Source organism: Streptomyces sp. NPDC057900 (assembly GCF_042887885.1).
In the GTDB taxonomy this organism is placed as follows: domain Bacteria; phylum Actinomycetota; class Actinomycetes; order Streptomycetales; family Streptomycetaceae; genus Streptomyces.
Genome location: NZ_JBHVOI010000013.1, coordinates 122276 through 142005 on the forward strand (window position 1 = coordinate 122276; position 19730 = coordinate 142005).

Genomic DNA, 19730 nt, shown 5'->3' on the forward strand with positions numbered 1-19730 from the left:
CCCTAGCATCCGACGATGCGGACGGCCGAAGAAGAGCTGCACACCCTGGGACGAGAGATCGGGCACGGGGATCCGGGGCGGCGTCATACGGCGCTGGTCCGGCTGGCCGAGCTCGTCGCCACGCGCCCCCTGTCCGACGCGGAGACGGACGTACTCGCCGCACTGCTGCCCCAGTCCCTCACCGGACCACCGGAGGCCGATCTCCTGCTGGCCCGGCTCCACGAGCGGCTCGGCCACCGGCTGACGGGCCGCCCCCGGCCCCCGTGGCGCACGGCCGGGCAGCTGCCGGTGACCGTACGCGTCGCCTGGCTGCGCGCCGACGTGCTCCACGACCCCCGCGTCCTCCGCGAAGAGGCCCCGGGCGAGCTCCTCTACCAGGCCGTGCGCGAGCTGGTCATCAGCGGCACGCACCGGCCGGGCCCGCTGGTGGACGAGCTGGCGGACAGCGGCGATCCGGTGCTCAGGGCCGAGGCGCTGCGGCTGGCCCGCGAGGCACTGCACGCCGGGCTGCTGGCCCCGGCGGCGGTCCGGGAGAAGCTGATCGGGCTGCTCGCGGCGGACAGCGCCCCGGTCGTCGCGGGCGCGCTGGGCGCACTCGCCGAACCATGGGCGGCGACCGCCCCGCTGGCGCCCGGCCTCCTCGCACCCTTCCTGGGCCCGGAACCGGTACGGGAGGCGCCCTCGGTGGCCGAAGCCGCCCTCACGGCCGCCGCCCGCCACGGCCACCGCGACCTGCTGCGCGATGTCGTCGCGGACCCACGGCTGACGCCCGGCCTGCGACGGCGCGGGATGGAACTGCTCGGCGAAGTGGCGGACCGCGACGACATCGGCGCCCTGACGGCCACCGCCGCCCGCGATCCGCTGCTGCTCGGCGGCCCCGCCGTGGCCTGCCTGCGCGGACTCCACCGCCGGGGGCACTTCCCCGACGACGGCCAGGTCCACACAATCGTCGGCCTCGCCCTGGCCGATCACTCGATCCCGGCCCGCGACGTGGCGACCGTCCTCTACACCTCCCGGACCGAGGCGCTCAGGGTGCTGACGGACGCCCCGGCCGCGGATCCGGGCTGGCCGCGACGGCTCGCCCTGCTCGTCGCGCTGGCCGGCCAGGGGGCGGGCGACCTCCCGGCCGGGGACGCCATCACCCGAATACTGCCCTGCGCGCCCTCACCCGTGCCCTTCCTCGACGCGATCCGCGCCCTGCGCCACACGGACGCGGAAGAAGCCGTGATCGCCCTGCTCCCCGCCGCGCCGGCCGCCGCCCTGGACACCTTGGAGGCGATCGGCGGTGATCCGACGGTACGAGCCCTGCGCGAAGGGCTGGGCCTCGACACCGGCCGCACGGCGCCCCACCTGCGCCCCGTACGCGGCCGCGCCCTCGAACTGCTCTGGCAGCTCAACCGGGATCCGGCCCTGCGTCGCGCCCTGCTCGCCCGGCTCGACCCCGTCGGTCTGCCGCCGCGCGTCGCGGCCGGACTCGGCGCACCGGACGCCGCCGAACTGGCGCTGCTGAGCTCCCACCTGGATCCGGACGCCCCGGTGGCGGCGCTGTGCCGGCTCGCCGCCCACGGCGACGCCGCGACCCTCCCGGTCATCGCGGACCTGCTGGCGCGCATCGTCGCGGGCCTGGCCGCTTCGCGGAGCCCGGACGCGGCGCCCCGGACCGGGGAGCACGGGCAGCCCGCCGGTGAGCCCGCGGTGCCGCAGGAGGTCCTGGACGCCATCAGCGCCCTCGGCCGCCGGCTCCACGAGCGGGGCGCGATCCGGCCCGTCTGCCTGCTCGACGCCACGGACGCCCAGCAGGCCGGTCACGCCCTGGTCGCGAGCACGGCACTGGACCTCCTCGACCGCCCCGCACGCACCGACGACGAGCAGGTCGTCCTGCTCGAACTGCTGCTCAGGGCCCCCTGGACGGGCACCCGCGCACGGGTGTACCGGCTGCTGCGCCACCGCGACCGGCACGTACGCAAGCACGTCATCGCGCTGCTCGCCCACGACGCCACCGGGGAGGACACCCAGGCACTCTCCGCGTCGCTGACCGCCCTGACCAGGGCCCAGGACATCCAGACCGTCCGGCAGGCCCTGCTCGCCCTGGGTCATGCCCGGGCGCACTGGGCGAGCGGCGCGATCTCCGCCTGCCTCGACCACCCGAACACGAACATCAGGAAGACCGCCGCCGACGCACTGGTCCGGGCGGGCGCGCCGGAGGCCGTTCCGAAGCTCCTGTCCATGCTCGGCCACGACGGCAACCCCGGTCTGCGCGAGTCCCTCGTGGCGGCCCTGCGCGCCGTCCTCGGCGACGCCTACCCGGCCACCCTGGTCGCCGCCGCGGAGCACAGCCAGGCCGACGCCACTCGGCGGCGGCTGCTGGCGGGCCTGGACGGCGTGCTCACCGCGCGCTCGGTGCGAGCGCTGGACGAGCAGCGGTCCCCGGTGGCGTTCGCGCTGCTCACCCTGGTGGCCGCCCGCGCGGTCGCACTGGCCGACGGCTCCGTGACGGATCTCGCCCCGGCGATGACCGCGCACGGGATCACCGTCCCGGCCCCGGGAGACCCCTCGGCGGTGTCCGGCGCGGCGGACCGCGACATCGAGGCCCTGGTGACCGGGGGCTGGGACCCCGTAACCGCACTGCGTCTCGTGGCGCGGGACGAGCCGCTGAACTCCCCGCGCGCCCAACGGCTGCGCCCGATGCTCGCCGACTGGCTCGCGCTGGCCGACTCCCCGGACACGGAACCCGGGACGGACAGGACACCCAGGACGGACACGGAACCCGGGACCCGGACCCGGATCCCGGTCCTGCGGTTCGCGTCGCGGCTCTGTTCCGGGCCCCTGAGCCGCCCGGAACTCACCGCGCTCGCCCGGTCGTTCCCGCTCCTGCTGGACGCGCTGGCCGACGCCCGCGACGCCGACCGGCACGCGCTGACCGGCGTACTCGAAGCGGTGGCGCCGCGGTTGACGGCCACCGCGCGACCGGCTGCCGTCACCGCGGTGCGCGCCCTGGCCCCCGCACCGGCGGAGCCGGGCCGCTCCACCCTGACCCTGCTGCGCCGCCTCGGCGCGGTACTCGTCCGCGCCGACCTGGACCGGGCCCTCGCGGAGGCCCGGCTCTGCGCAGAGCCCTCGCGGGCCGCGGCCGACGTGCTCCGGGAGGCCTTCGCCGTACCTGAGCCCCGGCCCGCCGCCGCACCCGGGGCAGAGGCGGCGCGGGCCTGGAGGTCCGGGCTGGCCGACGCGGTCCGGGAGCCGGGCGCCCTGGCGGAGTTCCGGCGCGCGGACGACGGCACCGTCTCCTCCCGGACCCGGCTGGCCGCCCTGACCGAGGCGTACGACGGCGCCGCCCCCGGGGTCCGCTCCGCCCTCGTCGACTGGATGACCGGGCTCCAGCCCCTGGACGCGCCGCCCTGGACCCTCGCGGAGACCGCCCGCGCACCGGAGCCGGCCCCGCGCCCGGTCCACGCCGACGATCTGGACCAGCCGCGCTCCGCAGCCCTGCGGGAGCGGCTGCTCACCATGCTCGGCTCGGCGGAGGCGGGGCGCCGGCAGACCGCGGCACAGGCGCTGGCGCGGTGGCCGGAGCCCGAGGCCCGGCTGGCGGTGCTGCGCGCGTACCTGAACGGGCGGATCGCCCGGCCCGCCGCGGCCGGCGTCGGCGGCGCGCTCGCCGCCATCGGTGAGAGCGAACTCCGGGGCGACGCGATCCTGCGCGACCGGGTGGCGGACGCGGCCGAGGCGCTCGATCCGCAGGAGCGGCAACGGCTCGTCCCGCTGCTGCTTGAGTGGTGGGAGCACACGCCGCCCGCCGCGGCCGGGGCCGTCACCGACGCGCTCCGCGCCCATCCCGCCGACGCGCTGGCCGAAGCGCTGGGCGACCGGCTCGACGCGGGGGCCTGGGGCTTCCTGGACCTGCTCACCGGCCGCCCGCTCCTGCGCACCCCGGCGCTCACGCGGGTCCGCCGCCGGCTGCGTACCGAAGGGCGCGACGAACTCGCGGACCGGATCGTCCTGGTGGACGGCCCGTTGCGGGGGCCGGACGCCGGACGCCGGGACGCGGCGGCCCTGGCCGCACTCCGCGACCGCGACGCGGTCCTGCCCGCCGCGACGCGGCACCCCCGGACCCGGCGTGAGCTGATGGAGCTGGCCGCGACCGGCGCCCCCGAGCAGATCTGCCGGGCGCTCACCGAGCTGGCCGAGACGCACAACGGCCCCGGACCGGACCTGGATCCGCGCCTCCGCGACCTGCTCGGCGAGCTGCTGACGCACCCCCGGCCCCGGGTCCGGCTGCGGGCCCACCGCACCGCGCGCGTGATGCTCGACCGGACGGAGTACCTGCGCCACACCGGGCTGTTGCTGGACGACCCCCGGCCGGACGTGGTGCGGATGGCGCTGCGGACGCTCTGCCGGGCGGGCTGGGAGCCGGCGTTCCCGGCGGTCACCGGGCTGCTCGGGCACCCGCACGCGACCGTGCGCGACGCGGCGGCCGAGGCGCTGGCCGGGCTGGGCGGGGCGGCGGTCCCGGCCCTCCGGCACGCCGCCGCCCGCGCCCGGCCGGACCGGCGCTCCCAGTACACGGACCTGCTGGACCGGATCGCGGCCGGCGAGCGCTGACGCGGGCCGCGGCCAACCGCTCCCGGGTCCGGCGAGCGGTGACGCGGGCCGCCGCCAACCGCTCGCCGGCTACAGGTACTTCTTGATCTCCCGGCGGGCCAGCGACCGCTGGTGCACCTCGTCCGGGCCGTCCGCCAGCCGCAGCGTCCGCGCCGCCGCCCACAGTTCGGCCAGCGGGTAGTCCTGGCTGACGCCGCCCGCGCCGTACAGCTGGACCGCCTGGTCGAGGATGGAGACCACCGCACGCGGGGTGGCGATCTTGATGGACTGGATCTCGGTGTGCGCCCCTCGGTTGCCCACCGTGTCCATCAGCCAGGCCGTCTTCAGCACCAGCAGCCGCAACTGCTCCACCTGGACCCGGGCGTCCGCGATCCAGTTCTGCACCACGCCCTGCTGGGCGAGCGGCTTGCCGAAGGCGGTACGGGAGACCGCGCGCCGGCACATCAGCTCGATGGCGCGCTCCGCCATGCCGATCAGCCGCATGCAGTGGTGGATCCGGCCCGGCCCCAGCCGTGCCTGGGCGATGGCGAAACCGCCGCCCTCCTCACCCACCAGGTTCGTCGCGGGCACCCGCACGTTGTCGAAGAGCACCTCGGCGTGGCCGCCGTGGTAGTGGTCCTCGTAGCCGTACACCTTCATGGCGCGCTTGACCGTCAGCCCCGGGGTGTCGCGCGGGACGAGGATCTGCGACTGTTGACGGCGGATGTCATCGCTGTCCGGGTCTGTCTTGCCCATCACGATGAAGATCGCGCAGTCCGGGTTCATCGCCCCGGAGATGTACCACTTGCGCCCGTTGATGACGTAGTCCTCGCCGTCACGGGTGATCCGGGTCTCGATGTTGGTCGCGTCCGACGACGCCACCTCCGGCTCCGTCATCGCGAACGCGGACCGGATCTCCCCCGCCAGCAGCGGCTCCAGCCACTGCTTCTTCTGCGCGTCGGTGCCGAACTGGGCGAGCACCTCCATGTTCCCGGTGTCCGGCGCCGCGCAGTTCAGCGCGGTCGGCGCCAACTGCGGTGAGCGGCCCAGGATCTCGGCCAGCGGGGCGTACTGGAGATTGGTCAGCCCGGCGCCGTACTCGTCGTCCGGCAGGAAGAGGTTCCACAGCCCCTGCCCGCGCGCCTCCGCCTTGAGGTCCTCGACGACCCGCGGGGTGTCCCACGGTGACGCGAGCTGCTCCCGCTGCTCCTCGGCGATCCGCTCCGCCGGGTGCACGTGCTCGTCCATGAAGGTGAGCAGCTTGGCCCGCAGCTCTTCGGTACGGGCGTCGAATGCGAAGTCCATGGGGTTGATCAGCCTTCCTGGAGGGTGGTGAGGCCGTGCGTGATGAAGACGGGGACGAGGTCACCGATGCGGTCGAAGCCGCCGCCGACGGTCTGGCCCTGTGTGTAGCGGTAGTGGATGCCCTCCAGGATCACGGCGAGCTTGAACCAGGCGAACGCCGTGTACCAGGAGATGGCGGAGGTGTCCCGGCCGGAACGGGCGGCGTAGCGCTCGATCAGTTCGGCGGGGGAGGGGTGGCCGGCCGCGCCGCTGGTGGTGGAGACGGGCGACTCGGGCAGCCCGAGGTCGGAGCTGTACATCACCAGCAGGCCGAGGTCGGTGAGCGGGTCGCCGAGCGTGGACATCTCCCAGTCGAGCACGGCCTTGATCCGGTCGTCGGAGCCGATCAGGACGTTGTCCAGGCGGTAGTCGCCGTGCACCACCGTCGGCGCGGGGGAGGACGGCAGGGTGCGGCCGAGCGCCGCGTGCAGCTCGTCGATGCCCGCCAGTTCGCGGTTGCGGGAGGCGTCCAGCTGCTTGCCCCAGCGGCGCAGCTGCCGGTCCAGGAAGCCGTCGGGGCGCCCGAAGTCACCGAGTCCGACCGCCTCGGGGTCCACGGCGTGCAGTTCGACCAGGGTGTCGACCAGACCGAGCACGGCCGCCCGGGTGCGCTCCGCGCCGAGCGGGGCGAGCTGTTCCGCGGTGCGGTACGGGGTGCCCTCGACGTACTCCATGACGTAGAACGGCGAGCCGATGACGGAGTCGTCCTCACAGAGCAGGACCGGTTCGGGGACCGGGACGGCCGTCGGGTGCAGTGCGCTGATCACCCGGTGCTCGCGCTTCATGTCGTGCGCGGTGGCCAGTACGTGGCCCAGCGGCGGGCGCCGGACGACCCAGCGGCCGGTTCCGTCCGTGTCCGTGACGAGGTACGTCAGGTTCGAACGGCCGCCCTCGATGAGCCGGGCGTCCAGCGGTCCGTTCACCAGGCCCGGCCGTTCGCGGCCGAGATGGCCGCGCAACCGGTCGAGGTCGAGGCCTGGCGGGTGGACTGGGCTCATCGTGCGCACCTCCGGGATGGATGAACGGTCGGTGCTCATGATGCCGACCAGTCGGTATGTCGTCCAGTGAACTCCCGGAACCGGATGTGACCGCTGCGGTGCGATCAGCTGCCCAGCCTCTGGTGTTCAGTCGTATCTCTGAATAGAGTTCACGTATGGATACAGCGCTGCTGATCGAAGAAGTCCGGCTGACCCCGATCCTCATTGCCGACCCGCCGCTCCTCAACACCCAGGGCGTCCACCAGCCCTACACCCCGCGCCTCGTCGTGGAGGTCGTCACCCGCGGCGGGGTGACCGGCATCGGGGAGACGTACGGTGACGGCAAGTACCTCGAACTGGCCGCGCCGCTCGCCGCCGCCCTGCCGGGCCGCCCGGTCAGCGATGTGAACGCGCTCTTCGCCCTCGCCGACGAGGTGTGCGCGGACTCACGCGCCGCCGACGAGCGGGTCGACGCGGGCGGGCTGCGCGGCGTCCAGACCGCGGACAAGCTGCGGCTCTCGGTGGTGTCCGGCTTCGAGGTGGCCTGCCTGGACGCGCTCGGCAAGTCCCTCGGCCTGCCGGTGCACGCGCTGCTCGGCGGCAAGGTCCGCGACACCGTCGAGTACAGCGCGTACCTCTTCTACCGCTGGGCCGAGCACCCCGAGGGCGGCGAGCGGGACGACTGGGGCGCGGCCGTCGACCCGGCCGGGGTCGTCGCCCAGGCACGCCGCTTCGCCACCGACCACGGCTTCTCCTCCTTCAAGCTGAAGGGCGGCGTCTTCCCGCCGGAGCAGGAGATCGCCGCGGTCCGCGCGCTGGCCGAGGCGTTCCCCGGGCAGCCGCTGCGCCTCGACCCCAACGGCGCCTGGTCCGTCGAGACCTCGCTGTACGTCGCCGAGCAGCTCAAGGGTGTACTCGAATACCTGGAGGACCCGGCGGCCGGTACCGGTCCGATGGCCGAGGTCGCGGCCGGCACCGACGTACCGCTGGCCACCAACATGTGCGTCACCACCCTCGCGGAGGTCCCCGAGGCCTTCGCGAAGGACGCCGTCCAGGTCATCCTCTCCGACCACCACTACTGGGGCGGACTGCACCGCACCCGTGAACTGGCCGGGATCTGCCGCACCTTCGGCGTCGGGCTCTCCATGCACTCCAACACCCACCTCGGGATCAGCCTCGCCGCCATGACGCACGTCGCGGCCACCGTCCCCAACCTCGACTACGCCTGCGACAGCCACTACCCCTGGCAGACCGAGGACGTCATCACCGCCCGCCATGTCTTCGCGGACGGCCGGCTCACCGTCTCCGACGCCCCCGGCCTCGGCGTGGAGCTGGACCGGGAGCGGCTGGCCGCGCTGCACCGCCGCTGGCTCGACGACGACGGCACGATGCGCGAGCGCGACGACGCCGCCGCGATGCGCAAGGCCGAGCCCGGCTGGCGCACGCCTTCGATCCCGCGCTGGTGAGCCCCGGCGCCCGGACGGCCTGATTTGCGCTGGGCCTGACCTGCGCCGATGGTCGAAGGATGAAGGCGATCAGCTACAGCGGATACGGCGATGCCGACGTCCTGGAGTACGGCGAGCGGCCCGACCCCAAGGTCGGCCCCGACACCGTCCTGGTGAAGGTGCGGGCCGCCGCGGTCAACCCGGTGGACCGGCAGGCGCGGCAGGGGAATCTGGACGCGGCACTGGACGCGGTCTTCCCGGTGATCCCCGGCTGGGACGTGTCCGGGGTCGTCGTGCAGCCCGGCGCCGCCGTGGACGAGTTCGCCGTCGGCGACGAGGTCATCGGATACGTACGGGAGGACTTCCTCAGCCGCGGCACCTTCGCGGAGTACGTCGCCGCCCCGGTGCGCACCCTCGCCCGCAAACCGCTGAGCCTGAGCTTCGAGGAGGCCGCCGGTCTGCCGCTGGCCGGTCTCACCGCCTACCAGGTGCTCCACCGGTCGCTGCGGATCCGCAACGGGGACACCGTGCTGGTCCACGCGGCGGCGGGCGGCGTCGGCTCCCTGGCCGTCCAGCTCGCCCGCCACGCGGGGTGCCGGGTGATCGGGACCGCGAGCGCGCACAACCACGACCACCTGCGACAGCTCGGCGCGGAGCCCGTGGAGTACGGGGACGGGCTCGTGGACCGGCTGCGGGCACTGGCCCCGGACGGCATCGACGCCGCCTTCGACACGGTGGGCGGGGAGGCCCTGCGGGCCTCCGCAGAGACGCTCGCCCCGGACGGGCGGCTGACCTCCATCGTGGACAGCGAGGTGTTCTCGTACGGCGGCAAGTACGCCTTCGTACGGCCCGACGCCAAGGACCTCGCCCATCTGGCCGAACTGGCCGAGCGGGGCATCATCACGGTCCACGTCGACCGGGTCTTCCCGCTGGAGCGGACCGCGGAGGCGCACCGGCTCAACGCGCGGGGGCGCACCCGGGGGAAGATCGTCGTCACGGTGGACTGGGAGAGCTGACGGGCCCGGCGCGCCGCCCGCCGGACCGGGATCAGAACAGCATCGCGGCCGCGAACACGGCCAGCGCGACCGTGCACGCCGTCGCGGAGAGCGCGGCGCGCGCACCCAGCGGCCTCGGGCGCGCGGTGCCCATGCCCTGCACCCTGCGGTTGGCCACCCGCAGGAACCCCAGCCAGGCCAGCGCGCTCAGCGACAGCGCGACGATCCCCGCCGGACTCGCCCCGCCGTGCAGCGCCTGCTTGCCCGCCAGCAGCGCCACCACCGTGCAGGACAGCGTGGTGCGCCGCCAGGCCAGCCTGGTCCGCTCCGGCTGGAGCCCCGGATCGCGTCCGGGCGCGCTCACCGGCCCTCCCAGCCGAACAGGACCACCACCACCATCGCCACGGCCACCACCGCGACCGCGAGACTCAGCAGCGTCGGGAACCGGGACACCGGCAGATCCTCGCCGCGCCGCATCGCCCGCTCGCACCGCACCCAGTGGTTGACGGCCCGCAGCGCGCACAGCACCCCGGCCGCGAGCAGCGCCAGCGCCAGACCGGCACGCACGCCCCAGGACAGCTCGGGCAGGAACTGGTCGACCGCGAAACCGCCGCCGATCAGCGCGAGAGCCGTCCGGATCCAGGCGAGGAAGGTCCGCTCGTTGGCGAGGGAGAAGCGGTAATCGGGAGTGTCGCCCTCTTCGCGGATGCGCTGCGGCGCGAACCACAGCCGCAGACTCTGTACGAATTCGTTCACATCCGGACCTTATCTGCCGCTTCGGTACGCGGTACGGGGCGGTTCAGGACGCCTCACGGAAGGCCCGCAGCCGCCGGTAGGCGTCGAGGCCGTCCGGCACCCACGGCCAGTCGCCGAGCCGCCGCTCCAGCTCCTCCTCGGTGAGGAAGGTGTGCCAGGCGACCTCTTCCACCTGCGGCTTCACCGGCAGCTCGCACCGCACCCGGTACACGTACGACCACCAGCTGTGTCCGTCGCCCTCGTAGAGGAACTTGAAGAGCGGCTCGGGCCGGGGGAGCCCCGTGACCCCCAGCTCCTCCTCCGCCTCCCGCAGCGCCGCCTCGTCGTACGTCTCGCCCGCACCGACCACCCCGCCGACGAACATGTCGTAGTGGGACGGGAAGACCAGCTTGGTGGACGTTCTGCGGTGCACGAAGATCCGGCCGTCGGCGTCCCGGGCCTCGATGAACGCGCAGCGGTGGCGCAGGCCGCGCGCGGTCGCCTCGCCGCGCGTGGCCTGCCCGACGACCTCGTCGTTCTCGTCGACGATGTCCAGGATCTCGTCAGAAGGTGTCATGCACCTCATCCAACAGCAGACCGCCCGGAGGCGATCACTGGCCCATGACGTACTTGACGGTCGGGCCGGTGGTCCAGCCGCCGTCCACGGCGAGTTCGGCGCCGGTGATGTAGGAGGCGGCGTCCGAGAGCAGGAAGACGACGGCCTGCGCGATCTCGCCTGCCTCACCGACCCGGCCCATCGGGGTGTTGGGGTAGTTGCCGTCGCCCTGCTGGATGCCGACGGAGGCGGTCATCGGCGTGTAGACCATGCCGGGGTGCACCGAGTTCACCCGCACCTTCGCCGTGCCGAGCTCCACCGCGCCGACCTTGGTCAGCCCGCGCACGCCCCACTTGGACGCGCCGTAGCTGGAGGTCAGGGCCAGGCCCATCAGACCGGCGGCGGAGGAGATGTTGACGATCGAGCCGCCGCCGTTCTCCTTCATCAGCGGGATCACCGTCTTCATGCCGATGAAGACTGCCGTCAGGTTGATGTCGATGACCTTGCGGAAGTGCTCGACCGTCTCGCTCTCCAGCGGCTGCCCGGTGGAGACCCCGGCGTTGTTGACCAGGCCGTCGATCCGGCCGAACTCGGAGAGAGCGAACGCGGCGACGCGCTGCCAGTCCTCCTCCGAGGTCACGTCGTGGTGCAGGAAGCGGGCCTTCGGGCCGAGCTCCGCGGCGGTCGCCGCGCCCTCCTCGTCGAGCACATCGGTGATCACGACGTTCGCGCCGCCGGCCACGGCGAGGCGCGCGGCCTCAGCCCCGAGGCCGCGGGCGGCTCCGGTGATGACGACTGTCCGGTCGGTGAGGTTGTTCTTGTCGGTCATGACATGTCCTTCATGTGGTGCGGGTGGTTCACGTGGCGCGGTGGTTCACGCGCCGTGCGGCGCGGGGGCGTGCAGGAACGCGGTGGTGGTCGCGACGAGATCGGCCAGGAAGAGCCCCTGGCCGGTCAGCGGCTCCGTGCCGTCGAGTCCCTGGCGGGCGCGGTCGGCGAGCGCCGCGCCGATCAGGGTGAGCGCCAGATCGAGCCGCTCCAGCCGGACCGGCTCGGGCAGCGCGTCCAGCCGGTCCCCGATCCGGCCGATCAGCCGGCCGTAGGCGGTGCCGTCCAGGGCGGGGTGGAGGGGGCCGGTCCGCAGACCGGTCTCGTGGCTGAGCTGGGCCGAGATCCGCAGACAGCGCCGGCCCCGGTCATCGGCGAGCAGGCTCGCCTCCGCCGTCACCAGCGCGGTGAGCAGCTCCCGTACCCCGCAGTCGGCACCCAGTTCGTCGAGCAGCGGTGCCACCACCCGCTCGGTACGCGCCTGGCGGCCGGCCATCACGGCGTCGAGCAGCCCGGCGCGGGAACCGAAGTGGTACTGGACCGCCGACGGGTTGCTCTGGCCCGCCAGCCGGACGATGTCCCGCAGCTGGGCGCCGTCCGTACCCTGCGAGGCGAAGATCTCCTCGGCCGCGCGGATCAGCTTGTCCCTGGTCTCTTGTCCTGACGTTCGCGCCATACCCGCAACTGTAATGCTGGCCATTATTAATTGCCAGGGCGGGCCGCCGCGCGATCTGTGAGAAAAGGGACACCCGCGCTACAGGCCGCGTGCGGGGGCGTACGGGCGGCCACGGCCGCTCGCGTACCGGGCTTCAGCGCGGCTCAAGGGTCTTGGCGCGCCGCCCGCCCACCGGCCCCTCCGGCATCGCCGGATGCAGCCCCAGCAGCACGATCCCGGTCACGATCGCCGCGAGCCCGGCCGCCTGCCAGGCCAGCGCGCCGGTATCGGTGCGCACCTGGTCGCCGAGGAATCCGATGCCGCAGGCGATCCCCGCCAGCGGCTGGGCCGCGGTCAGCGCGGGCAGCGACATCCGCAGCGGTCCCGTCTCGAACGCGCTCTGCACCAGGAGCAGCCCCGTCACCCCCAGCACCAGCACCGCGTACGGCTGCCAGCTCATCATCAGCGCCGCCCAGCCGTCGTCCCCGATCAGCTGCCCGCTCACCCGGGTGAGCGCGTCCTGGAGTCCGTACAGCAGTCCGGCCGCCACCGCGAGGAGCGCCGGGGCCGCCACGGAGCGCGAGCGTGCCGCGTACATGGTGAGCGCCAGGGCGATGCCCGCCACCACGCCGATCACCAGCCAGTGCCGCAGCGGGCTCGACACCGCCGTGCCGCCCTTCGGCTCGCCCGCCAGCAGGAACGCGGCGACTCCGCACGCCAGCAGCCAGAGCCCGGCCCAGCCCTGCCGGCCGAGGCGCTGGCCGGTGCGGTGGCGGGAGAGGGTCATCGCGAAGAGCAGATTGGTGGCCAGCAGCGGTTCGACGACGGAGACCTCCCCCTTGCCCAGGGCCAGCGCGCCCAGCACCATGCCGCAGACCATCAGGCCGATTCCGGCCAGCCAGCTGCGTACCCGCATCAGGTCCAGCAGCAGCCGGAACGACAGATAGTCGCTCTTCGGGGCGTGGCTGGCGGCGGCCTGCTGCAGCACGAAGCCGAAGCCCAGACAGCAGGCCGCGCTCACAGCGAGTACGAGAACCAGCACCGACACGCTTCTCTACCCCAAGTCCGGCCGGAAGAGAGTGAATTGTTTCGACGATAGCGCCTGGGCGCCACCGCTGCGCCCGTAACGCCGCCGACCGGGCGGTTGACGCCGGGGCGGCCGGTGCCGAAGATCTGACGCACCAGTAACTTCGCGAGGAACCTCACGGGCGGCTGCGGCCTTCCGCCGGACCGTGTCCGGATCGCCCCGACAAGGATGGAACCCATGGCGTACGACGCTGATGTGATCGTGATCGGGGCGGGACTCGCCGGTCTTGTCGCCACCGCCGAGCTGGTCGACGCGGGCCGCTCGGTGATCCTGCTCGACCAGGAGCCCGAGCAGTCGCTCGGCGGTCAGGCGCACTGGTCCTTCGGCGGTCTCTTCCTCGTCGACTCACCCGAACAGCGCCGGATGCGGATCAAGGACAGCCATGAACTGGCCCTCCAGGACTGGCTGGGCACGGCGGGCTTCGACCGCGAGGAGGACCACTGGCCGAGGAAGTGGGCCGAGGCGTACGTCGACTTCGCCGCCGGTGAGAAGCGTTCCTGGCTGCACCGGCAGGGCATGCGGTTCTTCCCGGTCGTCGGCTGGGCCGAGCGCGGCGGGTACGACGCGAACGGCCACGGCAACTCCGTCCCCCGCTTCCACATCACCTGGGGCACCGGGCCCGGAGTCGTCGCCCCGTTCGAGCGCCGGGTCCGCGAGGGCGTCGCCAAGGGGCTGGTCACCTTCCGCTTCCGCCACCGGGTCACCGGTCTCGGCCGCACCGGGGGCGCCGTCGACACCGTCAGCGGCGAGATCCTGGAGCCGAGCGGCGCGGCGCGCGGGACCGCGAGCAGCCGCGAGGCGACCGGAGCGTTCGAGCTGCGGGCCCAGGCGGTGATCGTCACCTCCGGCGGCATCGGCGGCAACCACGACCTCGTGCGCGAGCAGTGGCCCGAGCGGCTCGGCACCCCGCCGGAGAAGATGCTCTCCGGCGTCCCCGCCCACGTGGACGGGCTGATGCTCGGCGTCACAGAGGAGGCGGGCGCCCACCACATCAACCGCGACCGGATGTGGCACTACACCGAGGGCATCGAGAACTGGAACCCGATCTGGGCCAAGCACGCCATCCGCATCCTGCCCGGCCCGTCCTCGCTCTGGCTGGACGCCCGCGGCAAGCGGCTGCCCGTCCCGCTCTTCCCCGGCTTCGACACGCTCGGCACCCTCGAACACATCATGCGCACCGGCCACGACTACACCTGGTTCGTGCTGGACCGGAAGATCATCGGCAAGGAGTTCGCGCTCTCCGGTTCCGAGCAGAACCCCGACCTGACCGGCAAGTCCGTCCGGGGCGTGATCGGCCGGGCCCGCGCGGACGTGCCCGGCCCGGTGAAGGCGTTCATGGACAACGGGGCCGACTTCGTCGTCGAGAACGACCTCGGCGCCCTGGTGCGCGGCATGAACGCCCTCACCGGAGACGGCCTCATCGACGAGGACGAGCTGCGCCGCGAGATCACCGCCCGCGACCGCGAGATCGCCAACCCCTTCACCAAGGACCTCCAGATCACCGCGATCCGGGGCGCCCGCGCCTACCTGGGCGACAAGCTGATCCGGACCGCCGCACCGCACCGCATCCTCGACCCCGAGGCCGGGCCGCTGATCGCCGTACGGCTGAACATCCTGACCCGCAAATCGCTCGGCGGCCTGGAGACGGACCTGTCCTCCAGGGTCCTCACCCCGGACGGCTCCCCGCTGGCCGGGGTCTACGCGGCCGGCGAGGCGGCCGGTTTCGGCGGCGGCGGGGTGCACGGCTACCGGTCGCTGGAGGGCACCTTCCTCGGCGGCTGCATCTTCTCCGGCCGGGCCGCGGGCCGGGCCGCGGCCCGGGCGGTCGGCTGACGGCCGCTCCGCCGGGCCCCGCGCGCCGCGGGGCGCGCGTCCGTCCGGTGGGGTTCGGTGCCCGGGACCGTGCGCGGGCACCGAATCCGGGCATGGGAAGAAGATGCCAGGAGTAGCCGAACCCGTCATCAACCTCGTCCGGCGCACCACGGAGCCCGTGGCCGCGCAGACCCTGCGCTCCACGGGCGCGGCGGTGATCGCCTATGCCGTGGCGACCGCGACGCTGGCCGAGCCCGCGCCCCTGACCGCACCGCTGACCGCGCTGCTCGTCGTCCAGGTCACCCTCTACGCCACCGTCAACATGTCGGTCAAACGTGTCGTGGCCGTCATCGTCGGAGTCCTCATCGCGAGCGGCTTCAGCGCCCTGGTCGGCATTTCCTGGTGGAGCCTGGGGCTGACCATCTTCACAGCGCTGATCATCGGCAGACTGGTCCGCGTGGACGAGTTCGTCCCGGAGGTGGCGATCAGCGCCATGCTCGTCCTCGGCGTCACGTCGCAGACCGCGCGGTCCAGCATGGCTTGGGAGCGGGTGTTCGAGACGCTGATCGGCGCGGGCGTGGGGCTGCTGTTCAACCTGCTGTTCGCCCCGCCCGTCTGGGTGCAGACCGCGGGCGCGTCCATCGACGGACTGGCCCGCGAGATGGGGCAGATGTTCCGCGACCTGGGAAGCGACCTGGCCCGTCCGGTCACCGTCCCGGAGGCGGCGGACCGGCTGCACCGGGCCCGCCGGCTCGACCACGACATCGTCGAGGTGGACGCCTCCCTGCGGCAGGCGGAGGAAAGCCTCATGTACAACCCGAGGGTGCGGCAGGGGCTGCTGCACCGCGTGGTGCTGCGCACCGGTCTGGACACGCTGGAGATCTGCGCGGTCGTCGTGCGGGTGCTGTCCAGGACGCTGACCGACCTCGCCAAGGACCGGGGCGAGGAACCGCAGTTCCCCGCCGAGGTCGCCGCCCACATCACGGAACTCTTCGAACAGATGGCGGGGGCCATCGAAAGCTTCTCGGTGCTCATCACCACCCCGATGGCCGCCAGCGGGGAGGAGGCCGAGGAACGGCTCGCCGAGGCGCTCACCACCAGCCGGGCGACCCGCGACCTGGTGGCGGACATGCTGCTGGCCGCCGTCCAGGAACACCCCAGGAAGTGGCAGCTGCACGGGGCCCTGCTCGCCGAGGTGGACCGCATCCTGGACGAGCTGGACATCGAGAAGCGCGCCGAACGCCTGGGCCAGGAACTCGACCGCCGTTCGGCCGACCTGCACGAGCGCCACCCCCGGCTGCTCACCATCCGGCGCCGGCTGGGCCTCGTGAAGGGCGCGGGCCGCGAGAAGAAGGCCGAGGCCGAGGCCGAGGCGCGGTGAGCCCGCTCAGTCCCGCGGGGCGTCGGGGCCGATGCGCTCGACGACCCGGAACCGCTCGGCGACGATCATCGTGTCGTCGTCCACGGTGAACTCCGGGTCCCCGAGCGCGTCCCGCATCTCCTCGCTGTGCCAGAACCGCTCGTGGCCCGCCCGCCACTCGGCGACGGACGCGTAGCCCTCGCCCTCGTCCAGCGCGTGCTGGAGGCCGACGTCGGCGAGCCGCAGCACACGTACCTCGGTCACTTCGAGCACCGCGATCTCCCGGCCGTCCGAATCGATGAGGGCGGACCGCTCACCGACCGGAGGCAGCTCCTCCTTCTCGATCTCGTACTCCACGAGCAGGCCGGACGTCGACACCTTGCGCCCGTCCAGGACCGCGGCGACCAACTGGTCGCGCAGCGGGCCGGGGAAGGCGAGCAGGAACGGCTTGAGCGCTTCGCGGTTCGGCATGGCGCAAGTCTGGCATCCCTCCCGCGACCGCCGCGCGGAGATTCTGACGGGTCGGTGACGTCGGGCCGCAGCCCCTGGCGTCCGGCGGCGCGGAGTGCTCGAATCGAGGCGTGAACAGTCCTCCTCCCGGCGACCGCCCCGATCCGGCGGCGCCCGGACCCGATCCGGACGCCACCGGCACCCCGGTCGGCCGCCGTCTGGTCCTGACGATGCTCGGCCTCGGCGCCGCCGGTCTTGTCGCCGCGCCGGTCCTGCAACGGACCCTGGAATCGGGCCTCGGCGCGGTGGCCGACAAGGACCCCACCGGGCTGACCGGCCTGCTGCCCAACGGCGGCGGCTTCCGGTACTACTCGGTGGCCAACTCCGTACCGTCGAAGGGCGCGGCCGACTACCGGCTGACCGTCGACGGGCTGGTCGACCACCCGGCCACGTACACCCTGGACGCCCTGAAGGCGCTGCCGCAGACGCGGATGGTGCGGGACGTCCAGTGCGTCACCGGCTGGCGGGTGCCGAAGACCCCCTTCGAGGGCGTACGGCTCTCCGCGCTGCTGGACGCGGCGGGCGTGCGGTCCGGGGCGAAGGCGATCCGCTTCACCTGCTTCGACGGCACCTACAGCGAGAGCCTCACCCTCGCCCAGGCCCGCCGCGCCGACGTGCTGGTCGCGCTGCGCATGCAGGACAAGCCGGTGCCCCACTCCCACGGCGGCCCCGTCCGGCTCTACGTGGCCCCGATGTACTTCTACAAGTCGGCGAAATGGCTCTCCGGGATCACCGTCACGGACTCCGTACGCCCCGGATACTGGGAGGAGCTCGGCTATGACGTCGACGCCTGGGTCGGCCGGTCCAACGGCCGTGACGACGCCCCCACGGCCTGAGGCCTCCGGCCGGGTACGGCGGTTCGGCCGGCCGGTGCGCTGGGTGCACCGCGCCACGGCGGCCCTGATGCTGCTCTGCGTGGCGTCGGCCGCCTGCCTGTACGTGCCGCAGTTCGCCGAACTCGTCGGCCGCCGCCATCTGGTGGTCACCGTCCACGAATGGTCCGGGCTGCTCATTCCCGTACCGCTGCTGGCGGGAGTGGCGGCGCGTTCGCTGCGCGCCGATCTGGGGCGGCTCAACCGCTTCGGGCCGCACGACCGCACGTGGCTGCGATCCGTGCTCCACAGGGACCGGCGGCCCGGCTCCCGGCCGGCCGGGAAGTTCAACGCCGGGCAGAAGGTGTACGCGGCCTGGATCGCAGGGGCGGTGCTGGTGATGGCCGGGACCGGGCTGCTGATGTGGTTCACCGGGCTGGCCCCACTGATGTGGCGGACCGGCGCCACGTTCGTCCACGACTGGCTGGCGCTGGCGGTCGGCATCGTCCTGGCCGGTCACATCGCGATGGCGTACGCCGACCCGGAGGCACGCCGCGGCATGCGCTCCGGGTCTGTGGGGCGGGAGTGGGCCCGCCGTGAGCACCCGCTGTGGCGGGTGCCGGACGAGCCGCTAAAGGATCAGCGACAGCAGCAGGATGAAGACCAGTGAGACCACGGAGATGATGGTCTCCATGACCGACCAGGTCTTCACCGTCTGGCCGACGTCCATCCCGAAGTACTCCTTCACCAGCCAGAACCCGGCGTCGTTGACATGGCTGAAGAAGAGCGAGCCCGCGCCCACGGCCAGCACCAGCAGCGCGACGTGGGAGGTCGACATGTCGGCCGCCAGCGGGGCGACCAGACCGGCCGCCGAGATGGTGGCGACGGTCGCGGAGCCGGTCGCGAGCCGGATCGCCACGGCGATCAGCCAGCCGAGCAGCAGGGCCGGGATGGACCAGCTCTCGGAGAAGTCCAGGATCATCTGGCCGACACCGGCGTCGATGAGGGTCTGCTTGAACCCGCCGCCCGCACCCACGATCAGCAGCACGCCCGCGATCGGCGCGAGGGACTTCTCGACGGTGGAGGAGAGCCGGCCCTTGGTGAAGCCCGCCGCCCGGCCCAGCGTGAACATGGCGACGATGACGGCCGCCAGCAGCGCGATCAGCGGCGAGCCGATCACGTCGGTCACCCGCTGGAGACCCTGCTCCGGGTCATCCACGACGATGTCCACGAGCGCCTTGACCAGCATCAGGACGACGGGGAGCAGGATCGTCGCCAGCGTGGCGCCGAAGCTGGGCCGGCGGTCCAGGTCCTCCGACGGGCGCTGCGGGATCATCTTCTCCGGCGCCTTGATGTCCACCCAGCGGGCGGCGTAGCGCGAGAAGACCGGACCGGCGAGGATCACCGTCGGGATCGCGACCACCACACCGAGGGCCAGCGTGACGCCGAGGTTGGCGCCGAGGGCGTCGATCGCCACCAGCGGGCCGGGGTGCGGGGGGATGAGCCCGTGCATCACGGAGAGGCCGGCCAGGGCCGGGATGCCGATCCGCATCAGGGAGTAGTTGCCGCGCTTGGCGACGAGCAGCACCACCGGGATCATCAGTACGATCCCGACCTCGAAGAACAGCGGCAGGCCGATGATCGAGGCGATCAGGACCATCGCCCAGGGCATGGCCCGCTTGCTCGTCCGGGCGAGGATGGTGTCGACGATCTGGTCCGCGCCACCGGAGTCCGCGAGCAGCTTGCCCAGGATCGCGCCGAGCGCGATGAGGACACCGACGCCCGCGACGGTCGAGCCGAGGCCCGCGGTGAAGCTCGCGATCGTCTTCTCCGGCGCGGCGCCGGCGAACGAACCGAGCGCCAGCGAGCCGATGGTGAGCGCGAGGAACGCGTGCATCTTGAACTTGGTGATGAGCAGGACGATGACGGCGATGCCCGCCAGGACGGCGATGCCCAGCTGGGCGTTGCCGGCCGAGGTGATCGGTTCGACGGCGTCCGCTGCCAGCGTCTCGACGCTGAGACTGGTCACGGTG

Annotated in this window: 17 protein-coding genes; 7 read left to right on the forward strand and 10 right to left on the reverse strand. The window is 73.2% G+C overall.

Features of this window, described 5'->3' with window-relative positions:
• Positions 1 to 15: 15 nt before the first annotated feature.
• Positions 16 to 4602: a HEAT repeat domain-containing protein gene (locus tag ACFVQ0_RS32055; RefSeq protein WP_390092700.1), complete on the forward strand. Its 4587-nt coding sequence runs from the start codon at positions 16 to 18 to the stop codon at positions 4600 to 4602.
• Between the two features lie 69 nt (positions 4603 to 4671).
• On the opposite strand, the gene ACFVQ0_RS32060 is transcribed toward ACFVQ0_RS32055, so the two are convergent.
• Positions 4672 to 5886: an acyl-CoA dehydrogenase family protein gene (locus ACFVQ0_RS32060; RefSeq protein ID WP_390092701.1), complete on the reverse strand. Its 1215-nt coding sequence runs from the start codon at positions 5884 to 5886 to the stop codon at positions 4672 to 4674.
• Between the two features lie 8 nt (positions 5887 to 5894).
• Positions 5895 to 6923: a phosphotransferase family protein gene (locus ACFVQ0_RS32065; RefSeq protein ID WP_390092702.1), complete on the reverse strand. Its 1029-nt coding sequence runs from the start codon at positions 6921 to 6923 to the stop codon at positions 5895 to 5897.
• 155 nt (positions 6924 to 7078) lie between these two features.
• On the opposite strand from ACFVQ0_RS32065, the gene ACFVQ0_RS32070 reads away from it, so the two are divergent.
• Complete coding sequence (locus ACFVQ0_RS32070) at positions 7079 to 8368, forward strand: glucarate dehydratase family protein (protein ID WP_390092703.1); 1290 nt, start codon at positions 7079 to 7081, stop codon at positions 8366 to 8368.
• 59 nt (positions 8369 to 8427) lie between these two features.
• Positions 8428 to 9363 carry an NADP-dependent oxidoreductase gene (locus ACFVQ0_RS32075; RefSeq protein ID WP_390092704.1) on the forward strand — a complete coding sequence of 312 codons (936 nt, stop codon included), beginning with the start codon at positions 8428 to 8430 and terminating at the stop codon, positions 9361 to 9363.
• A 31-nt stretch (positions 9364 to 9394) separates the two neighbouring features.
• Here the strand turns inward: ACFVQ0_RS32075 and ACFVQ0_RS32080 are convergent, their stop codons facing one another.
• The 6 genes from ACFVQ0_RS32080 to ACFVQ0_RS32105 form a co-directional block, all read right to left on the reverse strand.
• Positions 9395 to 9706: a DUF202 domain-containing protein gene (locus tag ACFVQ0_RS32080; protein WP_390092705.1), complete on the reverse strand. Its 312-nt coding sequence runs from the start codon at positions 9704 to 9706 to the stop codon at positions 9395 to 9397.
• Positions 9703 to 10098: a YidH family protein gene (locus ACFVQ0_RS32085; protein WP_123528100.1), complete on the reverse strand. Its 396-nt coding sequence runs from the start codon at positions 10096 to 10098 to the stop codon at positions 9703 to 9705. Before ACFVQ0_RS32085 ends, ACFVQ0_RS32080 begins: the two co-directional genes overlap by 4 nt.
• Before the next feature lie 43 nt (positions 10099 to 10141).
• Positions 10142 to 10654: an NUDIX hydrolase gene (locus ACFVQ0_RS32090; RefSeq protein WP_390092706.1), complete on the reverse strand. Its 513-nt coding sequence runs from the start codon at positions 10652 to 10654 to the stop codon at positions 10142 to 10144.
• A 34-nt stretch (positions 10655 to 10688) separates the two neighbouring features.
• Positions 10689 to 11462 (reverse strand): glucose 1-dehydrogenase, encoded by a 774-nt coding sequence (locus ACFVQ0_RS32095; RefSeq protein ID WP_390092707.1) that lies wholly within the window; start codon positions 11460 to 11462, stop codon positions 10689 to 10691.
• Positions 11463 to 11507: 45 nt separating this feature from the next.
• Positions 11508 to 12137: a TetR/AcrR family transcriptional regulator gene (locus ACFVQ0_RS32100; RefSeq protein WP_390092708.1), complete on the reverse strand. Its 630-nt coding sequence runs from the start codon at positions 12135 to 12137 to the stop codon at positions 11508 to 11510.
• Positions 12138 to 12270: 133 nt separating this feature from the next.
• Positions 12271 to 13164 (reverse strand): DMT family transporter, encoded by an 894-nt coding sequence (locus tag ACFVQ0_RS32105; protein ID WP_390092710.1) that lies wholly within the window; start codon positions 13162 to 13164, stop codon positions 12271 to 12273.
• 216 nt (positions 13165 to 13380) lie between these two features.
• Here ACFVQ0_RS32105 and ACFVQ0_RS32110 point away from each other — a divergent pair, with 216 nt between their 5' ends.
• Both ACFVQ0_RS32110 and ACFVQ0_RS32115 read left to right on the forward strand, forming a co-directional pair.
• Entirely contained in the window at positions 13381 to 15036 is a 1656-nt protein-coding gene (locus ACFVQ0_RS32110) for an FAD-binding dehydrogenase (protein ID WP_390092711.1), read from the forward strand.
• A gap of 103 nt (positions 15037 to 15139) precedes the next feature.
• The gene (locus ACFVQ0_RS32115) at positions 15140 to 16396 is read left to right on the forward strand and encodes an aromatic acid exporter family protein (protein ID WP_390092712.1); all 1257 of its coding nucleotides are present in this window, start codon (positions 15140 to 15142) and stop codon (positions 16394 to 16396) included.
• Positions 16397 to 16402: 6 nt separating this feature from the next.
• Here ACFVQ0_RS32115 and ACFVQ0_RS32120 read toward each other — a convergent pair whose 3' ends face one another.
• Positions 16403 to 16846 carry an ASCH domain-containing protein gene (locus tag ACFVQ0_RS32120; protein ID WP_390092713.1) on the reverse strand — a complete coding sequence of 148 codons (444 nt, stop codon included), beginning with the start codon at positions 16844 to 16846 and terminating at the stop codon, positions 16403 to 16405.
• Positions 16847 to 16956: 110 nt separating this feature from the next.
• Here ACFVQ0_RS32120 and ACFVQ0_RS32125 point away from each other — a divergent pair, with 110 nt between their 5' ends.
• Positions 16957 to 17721, forward strand: a complete 765-nt coding sequence (locus ACFVQ0_RS32125; RefSeq protein WP_390092714.1) for a molybdopterin-dependent oxidoreductase — start codon at positions 16957 to 16959, stop codon at positions 17719 to 17721.
• Complete coding sequence (locus ACFVQ0_RS32130) at positions 17663 to 18367, forward strand: cytochrome b/b6 domain-containing protein (RefSeq protein WP_390092715.1); 705 nt, start codon at positions 17663 to 17665, stop codon at positions 18365 to 18367. The genes ACFVQ0_RS32125 and ACFVQ0_RS32130 overlap by 59 nt, the downstream gene beginning before the upstream one ends.
• Here the strand turns inward: ACFVQ0_RS32130 and ACFVQ0_RS32135 are convergent.
• The gene (locus tag ACFVQ0_RS32135; protein ID WP_390092716.1) at positions 18329 to 19726 is read right to left on the reverse strand and encodes a GntP family permease; all 1398 of its coding nucleotides are present in this window, start codon (positions 19724 to 19726) and stop codon (positions 18329 to 18331) included. The two genes, ACFVQ0_RS32130 and ACFVQ0_RS32135, sit on opposite strands and share 39 nt — an antisense overlap.
• Positions 19727 to 19730 lie beyond the last annotated feature (4 nt).